We start from the raw sequence: 16,826 nt of genomic DNA on the forward strand, positions 1-16,826 counted from the left end.
CGGGCACGGCGTGGCCGAGGCCTTGAACCGCGCGAACCGCTATGTGGATGCCGGCGCGGACGCGGTGTTTGTGCAAGCCACGCGACCCGACGGGGCGCCGAGKGGCGGTGTCCTGACCCGCGAGCACAAGGGGCACAACATGATTCACAATGCGCTGCGCCGTCGGTGAACGAGGGAACGGGCTGCTCAAGGGCACCTTCAGCGTCCTGCGCAACGTCACGATCGACCCCTGGAAGATTGGATCCGTCGTGAAGGCCTGCCTCGTGCTGCTCCACATGGAACACCAGCGCACCACCTAGAGATCAACCCGCTCCCATGGCATTGTCGCTACGGAACGCGACGAAAGGTTGGGTGATGTCCCCGAGCTCGGCGAGGAACACCGCGGCCTGGGTCCGGTCGATTCCGTGCCCRGTGAGCAGGGCCTGGTGGCCCCGGTCGCGGGCGAGGCTGCCGGTGAGGGGACTCGACGACGGACTATAAGTCGGAAGGCCGGTGAGGTGGTGCTGTAGACAGCGGATCCGGCGTCGCGGGAGGATAATGGCGGCGGTGGGAAATCACCCGATTGAGGCGGACGTGACGGAATCGACGGACACGACCCGACTGGCCGGGAACGCCGCGGGGCTGAGCGCGCCGCACGGGTCACGCCCGCGGCCGGGGCACGCCGTTCCCGACCAGGTCGCGGTGATCGGCGGCGGGATGGTCGGGCTGTGCGTGGCGTGGTTCCTCCAGGACCGCGGCAGGCGGGTGACGGTCTTCGACCGCGACCACCTCACCGCCGGACCCACCTGGGCCGGGGCCGGATCCTCCTGGGGCAATGCCGGCTGGCTCACCCCGGGGCTCGCGACGCCCCTGCCGGAGCCCGCGGTCCTGCGCTACGGGCTGCGGGTGCTCCTGCGCCCGGACTCACCGGTGTACGTGCCGCCGGTCGCCGATCTGGGGCTCGCCCGTTTCATCGCCGGATTCGTCCGGCACAGCACGACCGCGCGGTGGCGAACCGCCATGCGCGCGCTGGTGCCGTTGACCCGCGCTGCTCTCGGTGCCTTTGACGAGCTCGCGGCGGGCGGCGTGACTGCGCCGACCCGCGCCGCCGCCCCGTTCCTGGCCGGCTATCGCGACCGGTCCGGCCTCGACGCCCTCCTGACGGAGCTCGCCGAGATCCGGGCGACCGGCCAGCCCGTCGATGCCGAGGTGCTGGACCCGGTGGCCGCCCGCGACCTCGAACCTCTGCTGTCCGAGCAGGTCCGGTACGTCGTATCCGTGCAGGGGCAGCGGTTCTGCGATCCCGGCCGCTTCGTCGCAGCCCTCGCCGACAGCGTCCGGGAACGCGGCGGCCTCGTGCACGAGGCGATGGCCATCGACGAGGTGCGCGAGGCAGGTGGCCGGGTGGAGTTGCTCGGACCAGGGGGGCCCGCTGGGCCTTACGACGCGGCAGTGATCGCCACCGGCGCCTGGCTTCCCCGGCTGGCCCGTCCGTTCGGGGTCCGCCTTCCCGTCCAGGCCGGTCGCGGATACAGCTTCCTGGTCGCGACCGAACAGCCGCCGAGCGGTCCGATCTACTTCCCCGCCTCCCGGGTGGCCTGCACGCCCCTGAGGGACGGCCTGCGGGTCGCCGGCATGATGGAGTTCCGCCATCCGGACGCGGCGGCCGACCCGCGGCGCATCCGGGCGGTGGTCGAGGCGACCCGCGGCCTGCTGCGCGGGGTGGACCTGGACACCCGCGCCGCCGAATGGGTGGGACCACGCCCGTGCACCCCGGACGGTCTGCCGCTGATCGGCCCGACCATCTCGCCGCGGGTCTTCATCGCCGGCGGGCACGGCATGTGGGGCATCACCCTCGGCCCGGTCACCGGCCGCCTCCTCGCCGACGCCATCGCCACCGGTGCGCCCGCGGCCGAGCTGTCCCCGTTCGATCCGCTGCGTTGAGGACGAAGCGGATCAGGCCCCGATGCGGGCGACTCGATGCGGGCGAAGGTCAAGAACTCTCTGTAGTCAGAGTAGTCAGTTCTGGGTTTGGGACGACCCTTGGGATGACCAGGGAGGGACGACCGGTAGCCCCTGCACCTCCAGGCGCTCCGCGACGGGCAACGGCTGTGGACGCACGGTGAGTGCCGGGCCGCCTACCGGCTCCCGGACCTTGATTTCCAGGGTCCGGGTCTGGCCGCGATYGACGGTGAGATAGGTGGAGAGCACGGGATGCCCGGACTCGGAACCGCCGGCGAGGCCGATGGGCACACCGTCGAGCCGGGCAGCGACGAGCCAGCTGCCTCGGCCCGTGTACACCGAGAGCCAGAGATTGTTCTGCGCCCGGAGATTCCCAGCGGCATCCTTGAGATCCTGCCGGTGGCGCACATAGGCCGGCAGCCCGCCGGGGGCGGCGTTGGTGAGCCGGATCGTGATCGTCGCCAGGCCGGCGCCGTTCGGCTGCCGCTGCATGCGGTAGGTGGTCTGCCGCCGTAGCCAGTAGTCCAGCTTGCTCGCCGTCGCGTTCTGGGTGACGACCCCGAGAAACGGCCCAGGCGCGTCCGGCAGCGCACCACCCAGCGCCGTGGACGAAAGAATCCGCTGCTCCTCGGCGTGGTTGCTGGATATTTCCAGCCGACCCTCGCGAGCGGCCCGTCCCAGCGCGGTCACCAGCTTCGTCGTGTCGCCGGCTCCCGACTCCACGGCCGCATAGACGGCCTGACCGACCTGGGCGAAGAAGCGGTCGCGGGCGGCCGCGTCCATGATCTCGCCATAGACGCGCGACTCGACGAGATCGACCAGGTGCCCCGCGGCCACCGACGTGCCGTCGGGGAGCACCGCGGGCCGGCTCGCGGCGAGAAGATACGACAACGTCGTGGGGTCGAGGCTGATCGTGCCGTCGACGTCGAGGCCCGTGCCGGCCCGGTAGAACGCGCTGTAGAGCCTGCCGGCCATCGGATAGTCGGGGGTCAGGTTGATATTCGCCCAGATACGGTCGGGCCAGAAGGCGCCGTAACGGGCCGCGAACGGGACCGGCAGCCCCGTCGCCGGTCGCTGCTGGGTGGGGCCTCCCGGCAGAGCACCGTTGCCCGAGATGCCGTCGATGGACAGCCGCCCGTGCTCCGCGGTCAGCAGGCCGAACCCACCGATGATCCCCCCGTTGGCGCGGGACTCGGCCGGGTTCTGGACGATCAGCAGGTAGCGACGGACACCGCCCCCGCCGAGCATCTCGGGACCGACCCGGGCGGCCAGAACAACGGTGTCCAGCGCACCGGCCAGGCGCCGGCTCCGATCGATCATCTCGGCGCGGGCGTCGGCGATGCCGCTGACCCGCCCGGCCCATCCGCAGTCCGGTACGTTCTCCGCCGCCGCCCGCAACGCGGAGAGGGCGTTGAAGGATCGCTCGGCCGGGCGGCGGACCGCGGCGAGCGCCCGGACATTGATCGTCATACGCTGGCGCAGCACCCGCGGATCGAGGGAGGGACCCAGGTCGGCCACGGCCGGCAGGCTGGTGCCGGCGGCCGCGTCCACCTCTCGGATCAGCGTCGCCGCCGAGCGCATCGGGCAGCCAGCGACGGGCAGCCGCCCGAACACCGACCACACCGGATCCGAGGTCAGGGCCCGCGCAGCGGTGGCCCGCCGCCGGATCTGCTCGATCTGCGATCGCAGCTCGGCCTCGCGGGGAAAGTCTCCGCTCAGAACCTGCCGCTGCAGGACGGCGATCCGCTGCCTGGCCTCGTCGAGACGGGACTTGGCCAGCACTCCGCGCACGACCACCCAGGCGGTCATCGCCACCAGCACAACGAGGGCCGTCGCGACCCCGGCGGCCAGCCGGCGGTACCGGGCTCGGCGACCACGGTGACGCCGGCGACCACGGCCGACGCGGTGCTGCCCCGCCCTGGCCTCAGCACCTCCACCCATGTCCCGCCCACCCATGTCCCGCCCACCCACGTCCCGCCCACCCACGGGCGCCCGCGTGAGCAGGTCCGGAACCCGGTCCAGGTCCGGAACCGGATCCAGGACCACCGGATCCAGGCCCGGAGCGGACCCGGTTCTCTCCCCCGGTGGCGAATCCGTCATGGGGAGGACGGCGGCCGGGTCGCGCCGTTGTCATCCGGCGTCGTCCCGCCAGCCGGGTCCGTACCGCGCGGTGTCCTTCCACCGACGGAGATGATCTCCTCGGCCGATCCGCGTGCCGCCGGCACCCTGACGTGCGGTCCGCCGCTCGGGACAGTCGTGGCGCTCGGGACAGTCATGGCGCTCGGGACAGTCATGGCGCTCGGGACAGTCATGGCGCTCGGGACAGTCGTGGCGCTCGGGACAGTCGTGGCGCCGTCGGGCAGCGGGTCCCGCGCCGAGCTCGACTCGTCGCCACCGTCGGCTATCCCGAGACGCGCCGTGGCGGCGGGAACCGGCGTCACGGCCGAAGCCGGAGAAGCAGGAGCCGGAGAAGAAGGAGCCGGTGACGGCAGCGACGGAGGCGAGGTGACCGGCCAAGCAGGCCGGACCCCGGAATCGGGCGCCGGGATCTCCAGGGTTCGGGGCGAGGAGGTCCTGGCGTGCCGGCCGCGTGACACGTAACCGTCGCCCGGGCCGTAGTCGTAGGCGTCGGGTCCCTTGACCGGCACCATGTTCAGCACGGTGCCGATCATCCGGGYGTCGACCGCCCGCAGCGCCTCGACGGCCCGCCGGAGGTGCTCGCGGCGGGTCCGCCCGGCCCGCGTCACCAGCAGAACCCCCTCGACCCGGGTGGCGAGCACGGCCGCGTCAGTCACCGGTAGCAGGGGCGGGGCGTCGACCAGGAGGATGTCGAAGCGGGCGGACAGCAGGTTGATGAGTCCGGCCATGCCCTTGGAGCCGAGCAGCTCGCTGGGATTCGGCGGGATGGGGCCGCTGGCGAGGACCTCTACGCGCCCCTCCCCGACCCGACCCTCCCCCCAGGGCTGCAGGACGTCGTCGAGGTCCGCGGCGCCGATGAGGACCGAGGTGAGCCCGGCGGCGGACTCGACCCCGAGGTACTCGCCGAACGACGGCCGTCGCAGGTCCCCCTCGATCAGGCAGACCCGCGCACCGCCCTGCGCCAGGGTGATCGCGAGGTTGCAGGCCACGGTGGTCTTGCCCTCGCCGGGGACCGCACTGCTCACCAGGATCGATCGAGGTCCGGTGTCCACCTCGACGAACTGCAGGTTGGTMCGCAGCTGGCGGAACGCCTCCGCCCGGGCCGAGCGGGGCTTGGCGTTGATGATGAGGGGATGCCGGTCGGCGGCACCGTCGTAGCCGATGACGGCGAGGTTGGGCAGCTCGGTCGTCTCACGGGCGTCGTCCTCACTGGACACGCTCGTGTCGAGGCGGTATCGGACGATCCCGGCGGCGCTGCCGACGATCAGCCCGAGCAGCGCTCCGAGCGCGAGGTTGCGGATCGGCTGGGGCGAGACGGGCGAGACGGGCAGCTTCGCGTGTTCCCAGACAGTCACCCGCACGGAGGGTGGTTCGTCGGCCGACGGCGTCTCGATCTTCGCAATGGTGGTGGAGAACGTCTCACCGACAGCATCTGCGATGATCATGGCTCGTCTCGGGTCGGAATCGCGCACGACGGCCTGGAGCAGCACGGTGTCCGGGACGGCGTGCGCGCTGATCTGGGCCCGCAGGGCCTCCGGAGTCGCGTGCAGGTGCAGGCGTGCGATCACGGCCGTCGCCACCCGCTCGCTGGCCACCAGGTCGGCATAGGACTTGACGCGTTGCTGGGAGAGCAGGCCTCCCTGGTAGGCCGAGGCGGCTCCGGCGCCCCTGTCCGGCGAGGAGACGACCATCGTCACCGAGGCGGCGTACTCTTTCGTCGTTCGCCAGGTCGCCATGGCGGCCAGCAGCCCGCCGAGGACCACGCCGGCGATCATGATCGTCCAGCTTCGGCGCAGAACACGGACGTAGTCGCGCAGCTCCACCCGTCGACCACCCTCCCAGGACCTAGGTCCCGACCACTCACCGTCATCGAAGACCGACTCAACATACTCGATGAGTAGTCATTCTTTTACTCTTAGACACGCTTACTCTATGGCCTCATGTGGAGACGTAGAGTAGACGGAGTGGGTCATGGTCGGTGGACAGCGCACATCGCACGGCGCGTCTCCCGGCTCAACCTCCGTCAGCGGGTCGGCCTGCAGATCACTCTGGACAGTGCGGCGCTGGTCCTGGGCCTCATCTCGGCCCAGATCGGCCGCCTGGACTTCACGCTCGGCGCGCTGAGCGATCTCGGCTTCTGGGTCATCTGCACGCTCGCCGTCTGCGTGCTCCACTTCCTGGGTACCGCCCTGCACCTCTACCTGGGGCGCTACCGCTTCGGCGGCTTCGAGGAGGTCCTCGGCCTGCTCGTGTCGGTCCTGCTCACGGTCGTCAGCGTGGCCGTCGTCATCGCCGCGTTCGGCTCCCCGAGACCCGTCCCGCTGAGCGTGCCGCCACTGGGCGGCGCGGTGGCCCTGGTCGTGATGTTCGGCATCCGCTACCTCTGGCGGCTGACCGAGGAACACCTCCGTCGGCCGAGCAGGGAGCACGCCGAACCGCTCCTCGTGTTCGGCGCCGGTGACGGGGCTGAACGGGTACTGGCGGCCATGCTGCGCACCCGGAACAGTCCTTACTACCCGGTCGCGCTGCTCGACGACGACCCGAGCACACACAACCTCCAGCTACTCGGGGTCCGGGTACGTGGTGGCCGGGAGCGAATCGGCGCCGTCGCCGAGTCGACCGGGGCCAGGACCCTGCTCGTGGCGATCCCCAGCGCTGACGGCCCACTGCTGCGGGAGATCAGCGCAATCGCCGAGGGCGCCGGGCTGACCGTGAAGGTGCTTCCCCGCGTCGCGGACCTGATCGACGGGCGGGTCGGCGTCGGGGACATCCGCGACCTCGACCTCGCCGACCTCCTCGGCCGGCGGCAGATCCGCACCGACATGTCCGCCGCCGCGAGCTACCTCGCGGGCCGACGGGTGCTCGTGACGGGGGCGGGCGGATCGATCGGTTCGGAGCTGTGCCGTCAGATCTCCGGCTACGGGCCGGCCGAACTGATCATGCTGGACCGGGACGAGTCGGCACTGCGCGCGGTGCAGCTGTCGATCTCCGGCCGGGCGATGCTCGACGACGACGCCATCGTGCTGGGCGACATCCGCGACATCGACCTGATGACCACGCTGTTCACGGAGCGCCGGCCCGAGGTCGTCTTCCACGCCGCCGCGCTCAAACACCTCCCGCTGCTCGAACGCTTCCCCGGCGAGTCGGTGAAGACCAACGTCTGGGGCACTCTGACGATCCTGGAGACGGCCGTGGCCTGCGGCGTCGACCGGCTGGTCAACATCTCCACGGACAAGGCGGCGAACCCGACGAGCGCCCTCGGCTACTCGAAGCGGATCACCGAGCGGCTCACCGCGTGCCTCGCCCGCCGGGCCCGCGGAACGCTGGTCAGYGTCCGGTTCGGCAACGTCCTGGGCAGCAACGGCTCCGTCCTGACCGTCTTCGCCGGCCAGCTGGCCGCCGGCGGGCCGATCACCGTCACCCACCCCGAGGTCACCCGGTACTTCATGACCATCCACGAGGCGGTGCAACTGGTCCTGCAGGCCGGGGCGCTGGGATCACCCGGCGAGGCCCTCGTGCTCGACATGGGCGAGCCGGTGCGCATCGCGGACGTGGCCGCCCGGCTCGTGGCTCGGGAGAACCGGCCGATCGAGATCGTCTACACCGGGCTCGGCCCCGGCGAGAAGCTCCATGAGGAGCTCCTCGGTGCGGGCGAGGACGACCATCGACCACACCACCCGCTGATCTCGCACGTGGACGTGCCCGCCCTGGACCCGACCCACGCCCTCGCCCTCGATCCCTGGGCCCCGCCGGAGGAGGTGCTGGCCGAACTCGCGGCCCTCGCCGGCGCGGACGCCGCGGCGGACGAGGTCCCGGCAGGCGCGGACCGACCCGGGGACGGGGGCGCGACCGCAGGCGGACCCCTGGCCGCCGCGGACGTGACCGGGCGGATTCCCGTCCAGCCCACGGCGTCCAACCATCAACCGCATCCGGCCCGGTGACGTTTGGGATCATCGGGTCCTGGCGGGCGACCACACATCCGGCGCAGCCTTGAGCCGTCGCCAGATCAGCGGCGGCCGGGCAGTCCTCATCATTCCTCCGGTGGAAGCAACTGGGCCAGATCCAGTCCGCGGAGGCCAGACAGATCTGGGCCTGGATTGTCATCGGTCGAGGCCGTCGACCGCACGGGACCGGATCGCGGCGAGGATCTGATCCCAGATCGTGGCGGGCAGGCGGATCTCCCGAAGGCCCAGATAGCCGTAGCGCAGGTCAACGTGACCGTCCGCGTGGCGGACCAGGCCGCCGGCTTTAGCCGGCGGAGGAGTCACGGCCGTCGGAGCCGCTGATGCAGGAACTCGGCCGCCGGGTTGCCGCCGTCTGAGCCCGCGCCGAGTGGTTACAGATCCGGTACGTCTGGTTCCGTCCAGACCGTGCCAAGGCTAGCCTCCCAGCATGGTCTGGAACAAGCGCGGGAACACCGGTGGCGGCGCCTCGTCCGGCAGCGGGGGCACGAAGCGTGGCGGGTCGGGAAGGACTCCGCTCAACGACGGCGAAAGATCAACAACCCTCACCTGCCCCCGCTGCCAGGGCGAGGGGCAGATCGGCAACCCGGCCGCGGAAAAGGATGAAGACGGCACGTTCACCGGCCGTGACCTGATCAAGTGCCCCCGCTGCGGCGGCAGTGGGACGGTGAAATCCAAATGAGTGAGCCGGTGCCGTTCATCCGCATCCGGTGCAACGCGTGCCGCCGACGGGTGAGTCGGGAGATGGAGAACGCGCGTAAGGGTGGTGCGGGCCTGCCGAGGCTGGAGCGTGATCTCGGACCGTGCCCTCACTACCGAACGGTGTGGCGGGAGGGGATGGGTCCGGGGACGGAGCCGCCGCCGGACCCATCGACGCCGGAGGAACGTCGCCAGGGCCCAGTCTGACCCCGGGCACGCCAAACGACGGCCCAGGCACCCGCGAGGGACGGCCAAGACATCTTGGTGGTGCGGGAGTGCCTGGACGGCCGAGAGTTTGTCGGATGCCGGCGGATGATCCGCCATCCAGGCTCAATCCCGGTCACCGTGGACGGCGGACGCGGGCAGCATCGCGTCCGGCGGCCCGGCGGCTGGCGGCCCGGCGGCTGGCGGCCCGGCGCGGTCCGCCCCCAGCCGGTCGGCGTACCAGGTCACGGTTGCCGCCAACGCGGTGGTGAGATCCGCCCCGGTCACGTCCGGGAACAGCGAACGCATCGTCGTCGTGTCCGCCTGGGAGTCCCAGATCTCCCCGGGCCGGGGCGCGGCGTGCTCGACGACCAGCCGCCGGCCGAGAATCTCCTCCAGCCGGGCGATCAGGGTGAGCAGATCGGTACGGGTCCCGGACCCGATGTCGACCGGGTGTGGATGGGTCAGCCGGCGGCACACCGCATCGCACAGCATCCCGGTGACCAGCTCGACAGGGATGAAATCGCGCGTCTGCCGGCCGTCCCCGCRCACCGTCAGCGGCCGGCCGGCCAACGCGGCCTCGATGAAGGTCGGCACCACGGCCGCGTACGCGTGCCCGGCGGACTGGTACGGGCCGAACACGTCGAACAGCCTGACCGTGAGCACCGGCAGACCGAAACTGGCCTGGTAGGACAGCGCATATCCCTCGGCGGCGAGCTTCGAGGCCGCGAAGGGACTGCGCGGAAGGCACGGGGTGCCCGCCGAGGGCGACAGCGGACCCGCGCCAGCGGCGGCCGACCGATCGCCAGCGGCCGACCGGTCACCATAAACCGATGAGGAGGACACGACGACGACGTGCGTCTCGGCCCGGTGGGCGACGCCGAGCACCGTCAGGGTGYCGGTCGCGTTCACCGCGTGGGTGGCCATCGGGTCGAGCAACGACCGTTCGACCGACGGCCGGGCAGCCAGATGCACGATGCTCGACGCCCCGGTGCACGCCTGTTCGACGAGCGTCCGGTCGGTCACGCTGCCGACGACGAGCTCGGCCGGCAGCCCCGCGAGATTCGACAGCGCCCCGGTACTGAGATCGTCGATCACGACGACCTCCGTGCCTGCCGCGAGGAGCGCTCTGGTCAGGTGGGCCCCGATGAAGCCGGCCCCACCCGTCACGACTACCTTCACCATTCATCACCCTTCGAGATCACGATGATACAGATAGTAGTATGATCGGTCGCCTACACCGGCCATCTCTTCACGAAGAGCGACACCACGCCAGCCAGGATGGCTCATCCAACTACTCTGAGTGTCAGATTGAACTCGCCTAGATCGGGGTCTACGGTCGCCGCGTGCCCGCTCACCTGCGCTCGCTGGTCATCGTGGGCGCGGGAGGGCACGGCCGGGAGCTGCTCGATCTGGTGGAGGCGGTCAACGCGGCCACCGAGGGTCCCCGCTACGACATCCTCGGCTTCGTCGATGACGACCGTGTGGACCCGGATCCACTCGCCCGGCGCGGAGCCGTGCTCCTCGGTGGACTCGACCTACTCGATCGACTTGACGCCGACTACCTGATCGGCTTCGCCGACGCGGCCACCCGGTCCCGCGTCGACCGGTACGCCAGCGCCCGCGGCCGACGACCGGCGACCCTCGTCCACCCCCGGGCCAGCGTCGGAGGTGACGTGAAGCTCGGGCCGGGTACCGTCGTCTGTGCTCTCGCCAGCATCACCACCAACGTCGAAACCGGTCGGCACGTAGTGGTGAACATCGGCGCCAGCGTGGCGCACGACTGCCGCCTGGGTGACTACGTCACGGTCGCGCCGGGGGCCCGGCTCTCCGGTGCGGTGGCCGTCGGCGCGCGGGCGTGGATCGGCGCGCAGGCGAGCATCGTCGGCCTGCGCAGCATCGGCGACGGGGCGGTTGTGGGAGCTGGGTCCGTCGTCACCGACGACATCCGGGCCGCGCAGGTCGTCGCCGGGGTGCCCGCCCGGCCGATCCACGTCGCACCCGAGCACGTCGCACCCGACCAGCCGCAACCCGAGTCGGGTGGGGCACGCACGACGGCGAGGCTCGCCAAACCTCCGCCCAGTCAGCGGGGCGCCCCACCGTGCGGCTGATCCGGCTGCGCCCCTGACCCAGCTGCGTCCAACGGGCCCAGCGGCACCGTCTCGGGCTCTACGATCAGCGTGTGGAGCGATGGTTCAACATGTCGGGTTGCGACAACGCGCGAGATCTGGGTGGGCTGCCCACCCTGGACGGTGCAACCACCCGATGGGGGGTATTCCTGCGCACCGACTCCGTCCAGGCCCTGACAGACGGTGACGTGCTCACGCTGCGGGAGACATTCGGGCTACGCATGGTCATCGACCTACGGGCCAAGGAGGAGGCGGAGCGGGAGGGCCGCGGGCCRCTCGCCTACGAACCGGTCACTTACCACAATCTGTCCTTTCTCCCCGGTGAATGGGTGATGCCGGACGATCCGCGCTACCCTGCCATCGTCAAGGACCGCGACTCAGCCGACCGGATCGAGCACTACCTGGACTACCTGCGCCTGGCCGGGGACTCGGTGGCCAGGGCGCTGCGCCTGCTGGCCCAGCCGACGGCGGGCCCGGCCCTGTTCCACTGCGCGGCGGGAAAGGACCGTACCGGCGTGCTCGCGGCCCTGCTCCTCAGTCTCGTCGGCGTGCACCCCGAGGCGATCGTCGCCGACTACGTCCAGACGAACGAGCGCATCGACCGGGTCAACRCCCGCCTGGCCGACCGACCGTCCTATAACCACTCGGTGACCTTGCTCACCTCGGGCCACCTGGCTTGCCGGCCCGAGGTCATGCGGGGCTTCCTGGCCGGTGTCGACGCCGGTTGGGGCGGTCCCGCGGCCTGGGCTCGGCACGCCGGTCTCACCGAGACCGACCTGCGGTCACTGCGCACGGCCCTGGTTGGATAGCTTCGCGTTGACGAAGGCCCCCGGGACATGGCATGACGACGTGGGCAACGAGACATCCCCGATCCCGGGGACGGACAATGTGCGGATGATCAATGGGGTGCCCGCACGTTCTACCCTGGCCGCGTTCATCGTCATCACCCTGATGAGCGGCTGCGGCGTACTGCGGTACCCCCACGTCGACGTGCCCGACGACCTGGTCCCGGTCTTCCGGTCCGCGGCGGCGACCTACGGTGTCCTGACCGCCGCGYAGCTCGCGGCGCAGGCCCGGGTGGAGAGCAAGTTCGACGCGCAGGCGGTCTCGCGCGCCGGCGCCCGGGGCATCATGCAGTTCCTCCCCACCACCTGGGCCGAGTTCGGGATCGACGGTAACCACGACGGGATCACCGACCCACTCGACCCGCTCGACGCCATCCCGTCCGCGGCCTTCTACGAGGCCCGGCTCGCCCAGGAGGTCGGGTATCTACCCGGTGACCGGGTCTCGCTGATCCTCGCCGCTTACAACGCCKGCCCGGCCGCCGTGCGAACCGCCGGGGGCATCCCCGACTTCCAGGAGACCAGGGCCTACGTGACAAAGGTCCACGACTGGGCGGCCACCTACTCCGACCGGCTCTGATGTCCGGCGACCGGCAGACGCCYGGCGACCGGCAGAGTCGTGGYGATGGCTCACAGGACCCGAAGTGCCTCGCCGGCCACGGCAACCTCGTCCCCCGGCGCGAGCTGCCGGCCCCGCCGGGTCTCGACCTCCCCGTTGACCCGCACCATCCCGCCCGCGAGCAGCTCCTTCACCTCGGATCCGGCCTCGACCACATCCGCGAGCTTGAGGAACTGCCCCAGCCGTATCCCGTCTCCACGAATGCTCACCTCGCGCATACCCGCAGCATCCCGCATCGCCTCCGCTCCCGCCCCACTCCCACTCCCACGCCCRCGCCCACGCCTACGACTCCTGCTCCTGCTCCTGCTCCTGTGGCCTTTCCCGCCTCGACACCATCCCCCGTTCGGTGAATTCCACGCCCGGGACCAGGCCCGACCGACCGGGGCATCCCGACCGATCAGGATCGGGCCCCCATCCGCACCACCCGTCGGAGCCACATGACAGGACCGGCAATATGACGGGACCGGCAATACACAGGGGTGCGGGACGGCTGAGGCATGCTGACGGACGTGGCAGCCTCTTCCTCGGATTCCTCCTCGGACACAGTGACTGGGACAGCCCGCCTTGAACCGGGGGCGCCCCCCGTCCCGACACCGGCAGGCGAGATCGAGCCGAGCCCCGAAACCGAGCCGAGCCCCGAAACCGAGCCGAGCCCCGAAACCGGGCCGGTGCCGGAGCAATCCGTCGACTACCCGGAGCCGCGTATCCCCGATCTGGGCAACCCGTGGTCGGCCGGCGGGGCCAGCCCCAGACCCGCCGGCGACCAGGCCCGACCCACATCGACCGGGAGCACATCCGGCGGAGAAAGCACCAGCGAGGTGATCCGCCGGGTGGAACGGTCGAGCGGGATGCTCGCATCCCGGGCGGCGGCCCGGATGGCGGAGGCGCTGCCCTGGTTCCCGGCCATGTCGGCGAGTCACCGCGCCGGAATTCAGCTCGTGGTGCAGGCCGGCATCTCGTCGTTCGTGGAGTGGTGCCGGCGGCCCGAACACGCCCGGGATCTGTCCGAGGACGTCTTCCGGGTCGCCCCGCGGGAACTCGTCCGCGCCGTGACCTTCCGCCGACTCGTCGATCTGGTCCGGGTCGCGGTGGAGGCGATCGAGGCCGAGGTGCCGAACCTGGCCGGCCCGGAGCACGAACAACGGCTGCTCGCCGATGTCCTGCGTTACTCCCGTGACATCGCGTTCGCCGGCGCGGTCGTCTACGCCCGCGCCGCTGAGGAACGCGGTGCCTGGGACGCCCGGCTGGAGGCGCTGGTCGTCGACCACGTGGTCCGGGGCGAGGTCGACCGGGCGCTGCCGTCACGGGCGGCCGCGGTGGGCTGGCGTAACCCGCCGTCCGTCACCGTCATCGTCGGCACGGCCGGGAGCAACTCGCCGGAGGTGGTGGTCGATGAGGTGCACCGGCTCGCCCGCATGGCCCAACTGGAGGTTCTCGCCGGGGTCCACCACGATCGCCTGGTGATGGTGGTCGGCGGGAATTTCACTGCCGGCAGGGACGGCATCGGCCGTCCCGAGATGACCCTCCAGCCGGAGAACAGCGTCGAACCTCCCGCCACCGCGGGTACCCGTCCGGCCGGCGGCACCGCGCCGGTGAACACTGTCCTGGACGCGGCCCGGGCACTGCTTCCCGCCTGCGGGCCGGGCCCGGTGGTGGTCGGCCCGGTGGTCGGTGACCTGACCGGGGCACCGCACGCGGCGCGGGTCGCCCTCGCCGCCACGGACGTGGTCGCCGCCTGGCCAGCCGCACCCCGGCCGGTCATGGCCCGCGCTCTGCTCCCGGAACTCGCCCTCGCGGGGAACGTCGACGCCCGGCGGGCGCTCATCGACGAGGTGTACGCCCCGCTGCGCGACGCCGGTACCCCACTACTGGAGACCACCGGGGCCTATCTCGACTTCGGCTCGTCGCTGGAGGCGACGGCCCGGGCGCTGTATCTCCACACCAACACGGTCCGCTACCGACTCCGTAAGGCCGCCGAGGTGTGCGGGCTGGATCCGGCGGACCACCGCGAACGCTTCATCCTGCATATTGCGCTCGTTCTGGGACGCCTCGACGGTGTGTTACCTACAGGCAAAACATGATCATTCAAGTCGTCCCACGACCCTCTCACCCCCGCGCGAGAATGGTCACATCGAACTACTTTGCAGGTCCGTCATGCCATTCCAGGCCGATGTCGGCGTCGCGCAGTAACGTCCGATCCAAACAGATCGGTTTGTAGGACACCTACAACAGCCGGTCGACACATCGGTGAGTGGCCGCCAGCGACAACCGGTCCTCGTGAGGGGTTAGGTGAACAGGTGCTCGCGATCCTCGCGCCCGGCCAGGGTGCACAGACCCCCGGACAGCTCCGCGCCTGGCGCGGTCTCGAGGGGGCGGAAGAACGGCTGCGCTGGTGGTCCGCCGCAGTCGGGATCGACCTGCTCGAAGCCGGGTGCGAGGCGCCCGCCGAGACGATCCGGGATACGGCGATCGCCCAGCCGTTGATCGTCGCGAGCGGGCTGATCGCGGCCGAACATCTCGGGCTGCCGGTCACCTCCCCGGTCGGACCGGACACCCTGGTGCTGGCCGGTCACAGCGTCGGCGAGATCACCGCCGCGGCCCTCACCGGCACCCTCACTGCCGAGGAGGCCCTCGTCTTGGTGGCCCTGCGGGGACGCGCGATGGCCGAGGCGTCCGCCCGGGTCGAGACCGGCATGACGGCGCTRCTCGGCGGTGATCCCGAGGCGGTGGCCGCCCGGTTGAGTGAACTCGGCCTGACCGCAGCCAACCGCAACGGTGCCGGGCAGATCGTCGCCGCCGGCACCGCCCGCGACCTCGCCCGGCTCGCCGCGGAGCCGCCCGCGGGTGTCCGGCTGCGTCCCCTGTCCGTCGCCGGCGCCTTCCACACCCGGCACATGTCCTGCGCGCGCGACGCGCTGGCCGCGGTCGCGGGTGGCCTCCGGCCCGGGGTACCGCGGGCCGCCGCGCTGTCCAACGCCGACGGGGCGATCGTCACCGACCCGGCCGAGCTGATCAGCCGGCTGGTGGCCCAGGTCGCGGCGCCGGTCCGGTGGGACCTGTGCCTCGCGACGCTGCGCGATCTCGGGGTCGGTGCGGTCATCGAACTCCCCCCGGCCGGCGCTCTCGCCGGGATCGCCCGCCGGGAACTGCCCGGTGTCACGATCCACGCGGTGAAGAGCCCCGACGACCTGCCCGCGGCCCGCGAGCTGGTCGCCGAGTACCTCGGCGCCGAACTCCTGAGCGCGGTCCCGGCAAGCCTGGCGGACCCAACCCCCGGAACTCCACCGGGCTCGACGACGGACGACGCCCTGGTGGGAGCGCAGGCATGACCGAGCTGACCGGTGCCCGCATGCTCGGCCTCGGCGTCTACCGTCCGGCCCGGGTGGTGACCAACGACGAGATCGCCCAACGGGTCGACACCTCCGACGCCTGGATCCAGGCCCGTACCGGCATCGCCAGCCGGCGCATCGCCGACGACGAGGAAACCATCGTCGCGATGGGCGCCGCGGCCGCGGAGAAGGCGCTCGCCGCCGCCGGCCTCACCGCCGACTCGATCGATCTGGTGATCGGGGCGACCTGTACCTCTCCCTCCCAGATCCCGGGTGCCGGTCCGCAGATCGCCCATCGCATCGGGGCCGGCCGGGCCGGGGCGTTCGACATCAACGGCGCCTGCGCCGGTTTCAGCTACGCGGTGTCGACGGCCGCCGACATGGTGCGCGCTGGCACCCTGCGCAACGTGCTCGTGGTGGCCACCGAAAGGCTGTCGGACTACACCGACTGGGACGATCGCAGCACCTGCATCCTGCTCGCCGACGGTGCCGGAGCAGCCGTGATCGGCCCGGCGGAGACCAACGAGATCGGCCCGGCGGTCTGGGGGCACGACGGATCCCGGCCCGAGACGATCCAGGTTCCCGGCTACGGCGACAACTCCTTCCGCATGGAGGGCCAGGCGGTGTTCCGCTGGGCGATCTCCCTGGTCCCGGTCCTCCGCCAGATCTGCGAGCAGGCCGGCGTGGCACCCGAGGACCTCGCGGGTATCGTTCCGCATCAGGCTAACCTGCGGATCGTCGAAGCGTTGGTGACGGGTATCGGCGCCACGAACGCTGCCGTTGCCCGCGATGTGGTCGATGCCGGCAACACCTCCGCCGCAAGCATTCCGCTGGGACTCAGCCGGTTGCTGGAGAGCGGCGAGATCCGCCGGGGAGACCCGGTGCTGCTGTTCGGCTTCGGTGCCGGCCTGACCTACTGCGGGCAGCTCGTGCGCTGCCCCTGACAACCTCGACCAACCCTC

Annotated in this window: 13 protein-coding genes and 1 pseudogene; 9 read left to right on the forward strand and 5 right to left on the reverse strand. The window is 71.3% G+C overall.

All coding sequences use genetic code 11. The features are described from left to right. Positions 1–97 precede the first annotated feature (97 nt). Together KBI5_RS06115 and KBI5_RS06120 are read left to right on the forward strand one after the other, a co-directional pair. Positions 98–299: pseudogene (locus KBI5_RS06115) on the forward strand (transposase family protein); the annotation flags it as partial. Positions 300–621: 322 nt separating this feature from the next. Next, complete coding sequence (locus KBI5_RS06120; protein ID WP_049761116.1) at positions 622–1,923, forward strand: FAD-dependent oxidoreductase; 1,302 nt, start codon at positions 622–624, stop codon at positions 1,921–1,923. A gap of 75 nt (positions 1,924–1,998) precedes the next feature. Here the strand turns inward: KBI5_RS06120 and KBI5_RS06125 are convergent, their stop codons facing one another. Both KBI5_RS06125 and KBI5_RS06130 read right to left on the reverse strand, forming a co-directional pair. Next, complete coding sequence (locus tag KBI5_RS06125) at positions 1,999–4,041, reverse strand: DUF4012 domain-containing protein (RefSeq protein WP_241882691.1); 2,043 nt, start codon at positions 4,039–4,041, stop codon at positions 1,999–2,001. Beyond that, positions 4,038–5,903, reverse strand: a complete 1,866-nt coding sequence (locus KBI5_RS06130; RefSeq protein WP_085014535.1) for a polysaccharide biosynthesis tyrosine autokinase — start codon at positions 5,901–5,903, stop codon at positions 4,038–4,040. The genes KBI5_RS06125 and KBI5_RS06130 overlap by 4 nt, the downstream gene beginning before the upstream one ends. 117 nt (positions 5,904–6,020) lie before the next feature. On the opposite strand from KBI5_RS06130, the gene KBI5_RS06135 reads away from it, so the two are divergent. Beyond that, a complete protein-coding gene (locus tag KBI5_RS06135) occupies positions 6,021–8,021 on the forward strand; it encodes a nucleoside-diphosphate sugar epimerase/dehydratase (protein ID WP_011437851.1) in 2,001 nt (666 codons plus the stop codon). Between the two features lie 159 nt (positions 8,022–8,180). Here the strand turns inward: KBI5_RS06135 and KBI5_RS26150 are convergent, their stop codons facing one another. After that, complete coding sequence (locus KBI5_RS26150) at positions 8,181–8,348, reverse strand: hypothetical protein (protein ID WP_023840357.1); 168 nt, start codon at positions 8,346–8,348, stop codon at positions 8,181–8,183. A gap of 723 nt (positions 8,349–9,071) precedes the next feature. After that, positions 9,072–10,130, reverse strand: a complete 1,059-nt coding sequence (locus KBI5_RS06140; protein WP_085014536.1) for an NAD-dependent epimerase/dehydratase family protein — start codon at positions 10,128–10,130, stop codon at positions 9,072–9,074. 161 nt (positions 10,131–10,291) lie between these two features. Between KBI5_RS06140 and KBI5_RS06145 the strand changes: the two genes are divergently transcribed. From KBI5_RS06145 to KBI5_RS06155, 3 genes are all read left to right on the forward strand, one after another. Then, a complete protein-coding gene (locus tag KBI5_RS06145; RefSeq protein ID WP_043590718.1) occupies positions 10,292–11,056 on the forward strand; it encodes a NeuD/PglB/VioB family sugar acetyltransferase in 765 nt (254 codons plus the stop codon). Between the two features lie 71 nt (positions 11,057–11,127). Next, the gene (locus KBI5_RS06150) at positions 11,128–11,883 is read left to right on the forward strand and encodes a tyrosine-protein phosphatase (RefSeq protein ID WP_198537532.1); all 756 of its coding nucleotides are present in this window, start codon (positions 11,128–11,130) and stop codon (positions 11,881–11,883) included. 85 nt (positions 11,884–11,968) lie between these two features. Continuing rightward, complete coding sequence (locus KBI5_RS06155; protein WP_085014545.1) at positions 11,969–12,496, forward strand: lytic transglycosylase domain-containing protein; 528 nt, start codon at positions 11,969–11,971, stop codon at positions 12,494–12,496. A 50-nt stretch (positions 12,497–12,546) separates the two neighbouring features. Here KBI5_RS06155 and KBI5_RS06160 read toward each other — a convergent pair whose 3' ends face one another. Next, on the reverse strand, positions 12,547–12,753 hold the full coding sequence (locus KBI5_RS06160; RefSeq protein WP_173645788.1) for an RNA-binding S4 domain-containing protein: 207 nt from the start codon (positions 12,751–12,753) through the stop codon (positions 12,547–12,549). 279 nt (positions 12,754–13,032) lie between these two features. On the opposite strand from KBI5_RS06160, the gene KBI5_RS06165 reads away from it, so the two are divergent. The 3 genes from KBI5_RS06165 to KBI5_RS06175 all read left to right on the forward strand — a co-directional run bounded on the left by KBI5_RS06165 (position 13,033) and on the right by KBI5_RS06175 (position 16,808). Beyond that, positions 13,033–14,616, forward strand: a complete 1,584-nt coding sequence (locus KBI5_RS06165; protein ID WP_043590720.1) for a PucR family transcriptional regulator — start codon at positions 13,033–13,035, stop codon at positions 14,614–14,616. A gap of 216 nt (positions 14,617–14,832) precedes the next feature. Next, positions 14,833–15,864: an ACP S-malonyltransferase gene (locus KBI5_RS06170; RefSeq protein ID WP_011437859.1), complete on the forward strand. Its 1,032-nt coding sequence runs from the start codon at positions 14,833–14,835 to the stop codon at positions 15,862–15,864. Continuing rightward, on the forward strand, positions 15,861–16,808 hold the full coding sequence (locus KBI5_RS06175) for a beta-ketoacyl-ACP synthase III (protein WP_011437860.1): 948 nt from the start codon (positions 15,861–15,863) through the stop codon (positions 16,806–16,808). The genes KBI5_RS06170 and KBI5_RS06175 overlap by 4 nt, the downstream gene beginning before the upstream one ends. Positions 16,809–16,826 lie beyond the last annotated feature (18 nt).

Origin of the sequence: Frankia sp. KB5 (assembly GCF_002099325.1) — a bacterium.
Lineage (GTDB): Bacteria > Actinomycetota > Actinomycetes > Frankiales > Frankiaceae > Frankia > Frankia casuarinae.

Excerpts from the sequence above, each read along its gene's own strand:
- KBI5_RS06175 (WP_011437860.1), top strand. The coding sequence starts at position 15,861 with ATGACCGAGCTGACCGGTGCCCGCATGCTCGGCCTCGGCGTCTACCGT.
- KBI5_RS06160 (WP_173645788.1), bottom strand. The coding sequence starts at position 12,753 with ATGCGCGAGGTGAGCATTCGTGGAGACGGGATACGGCTGGGGCAGTTC.
- KBI5_RS06165 (WP_043590720.1), top strand. The coding sequence starts at position 13,033 with ATGCTGACGGACGTGGCAGCCTCTTCCTCGGATTCCTCCTCGGACACA.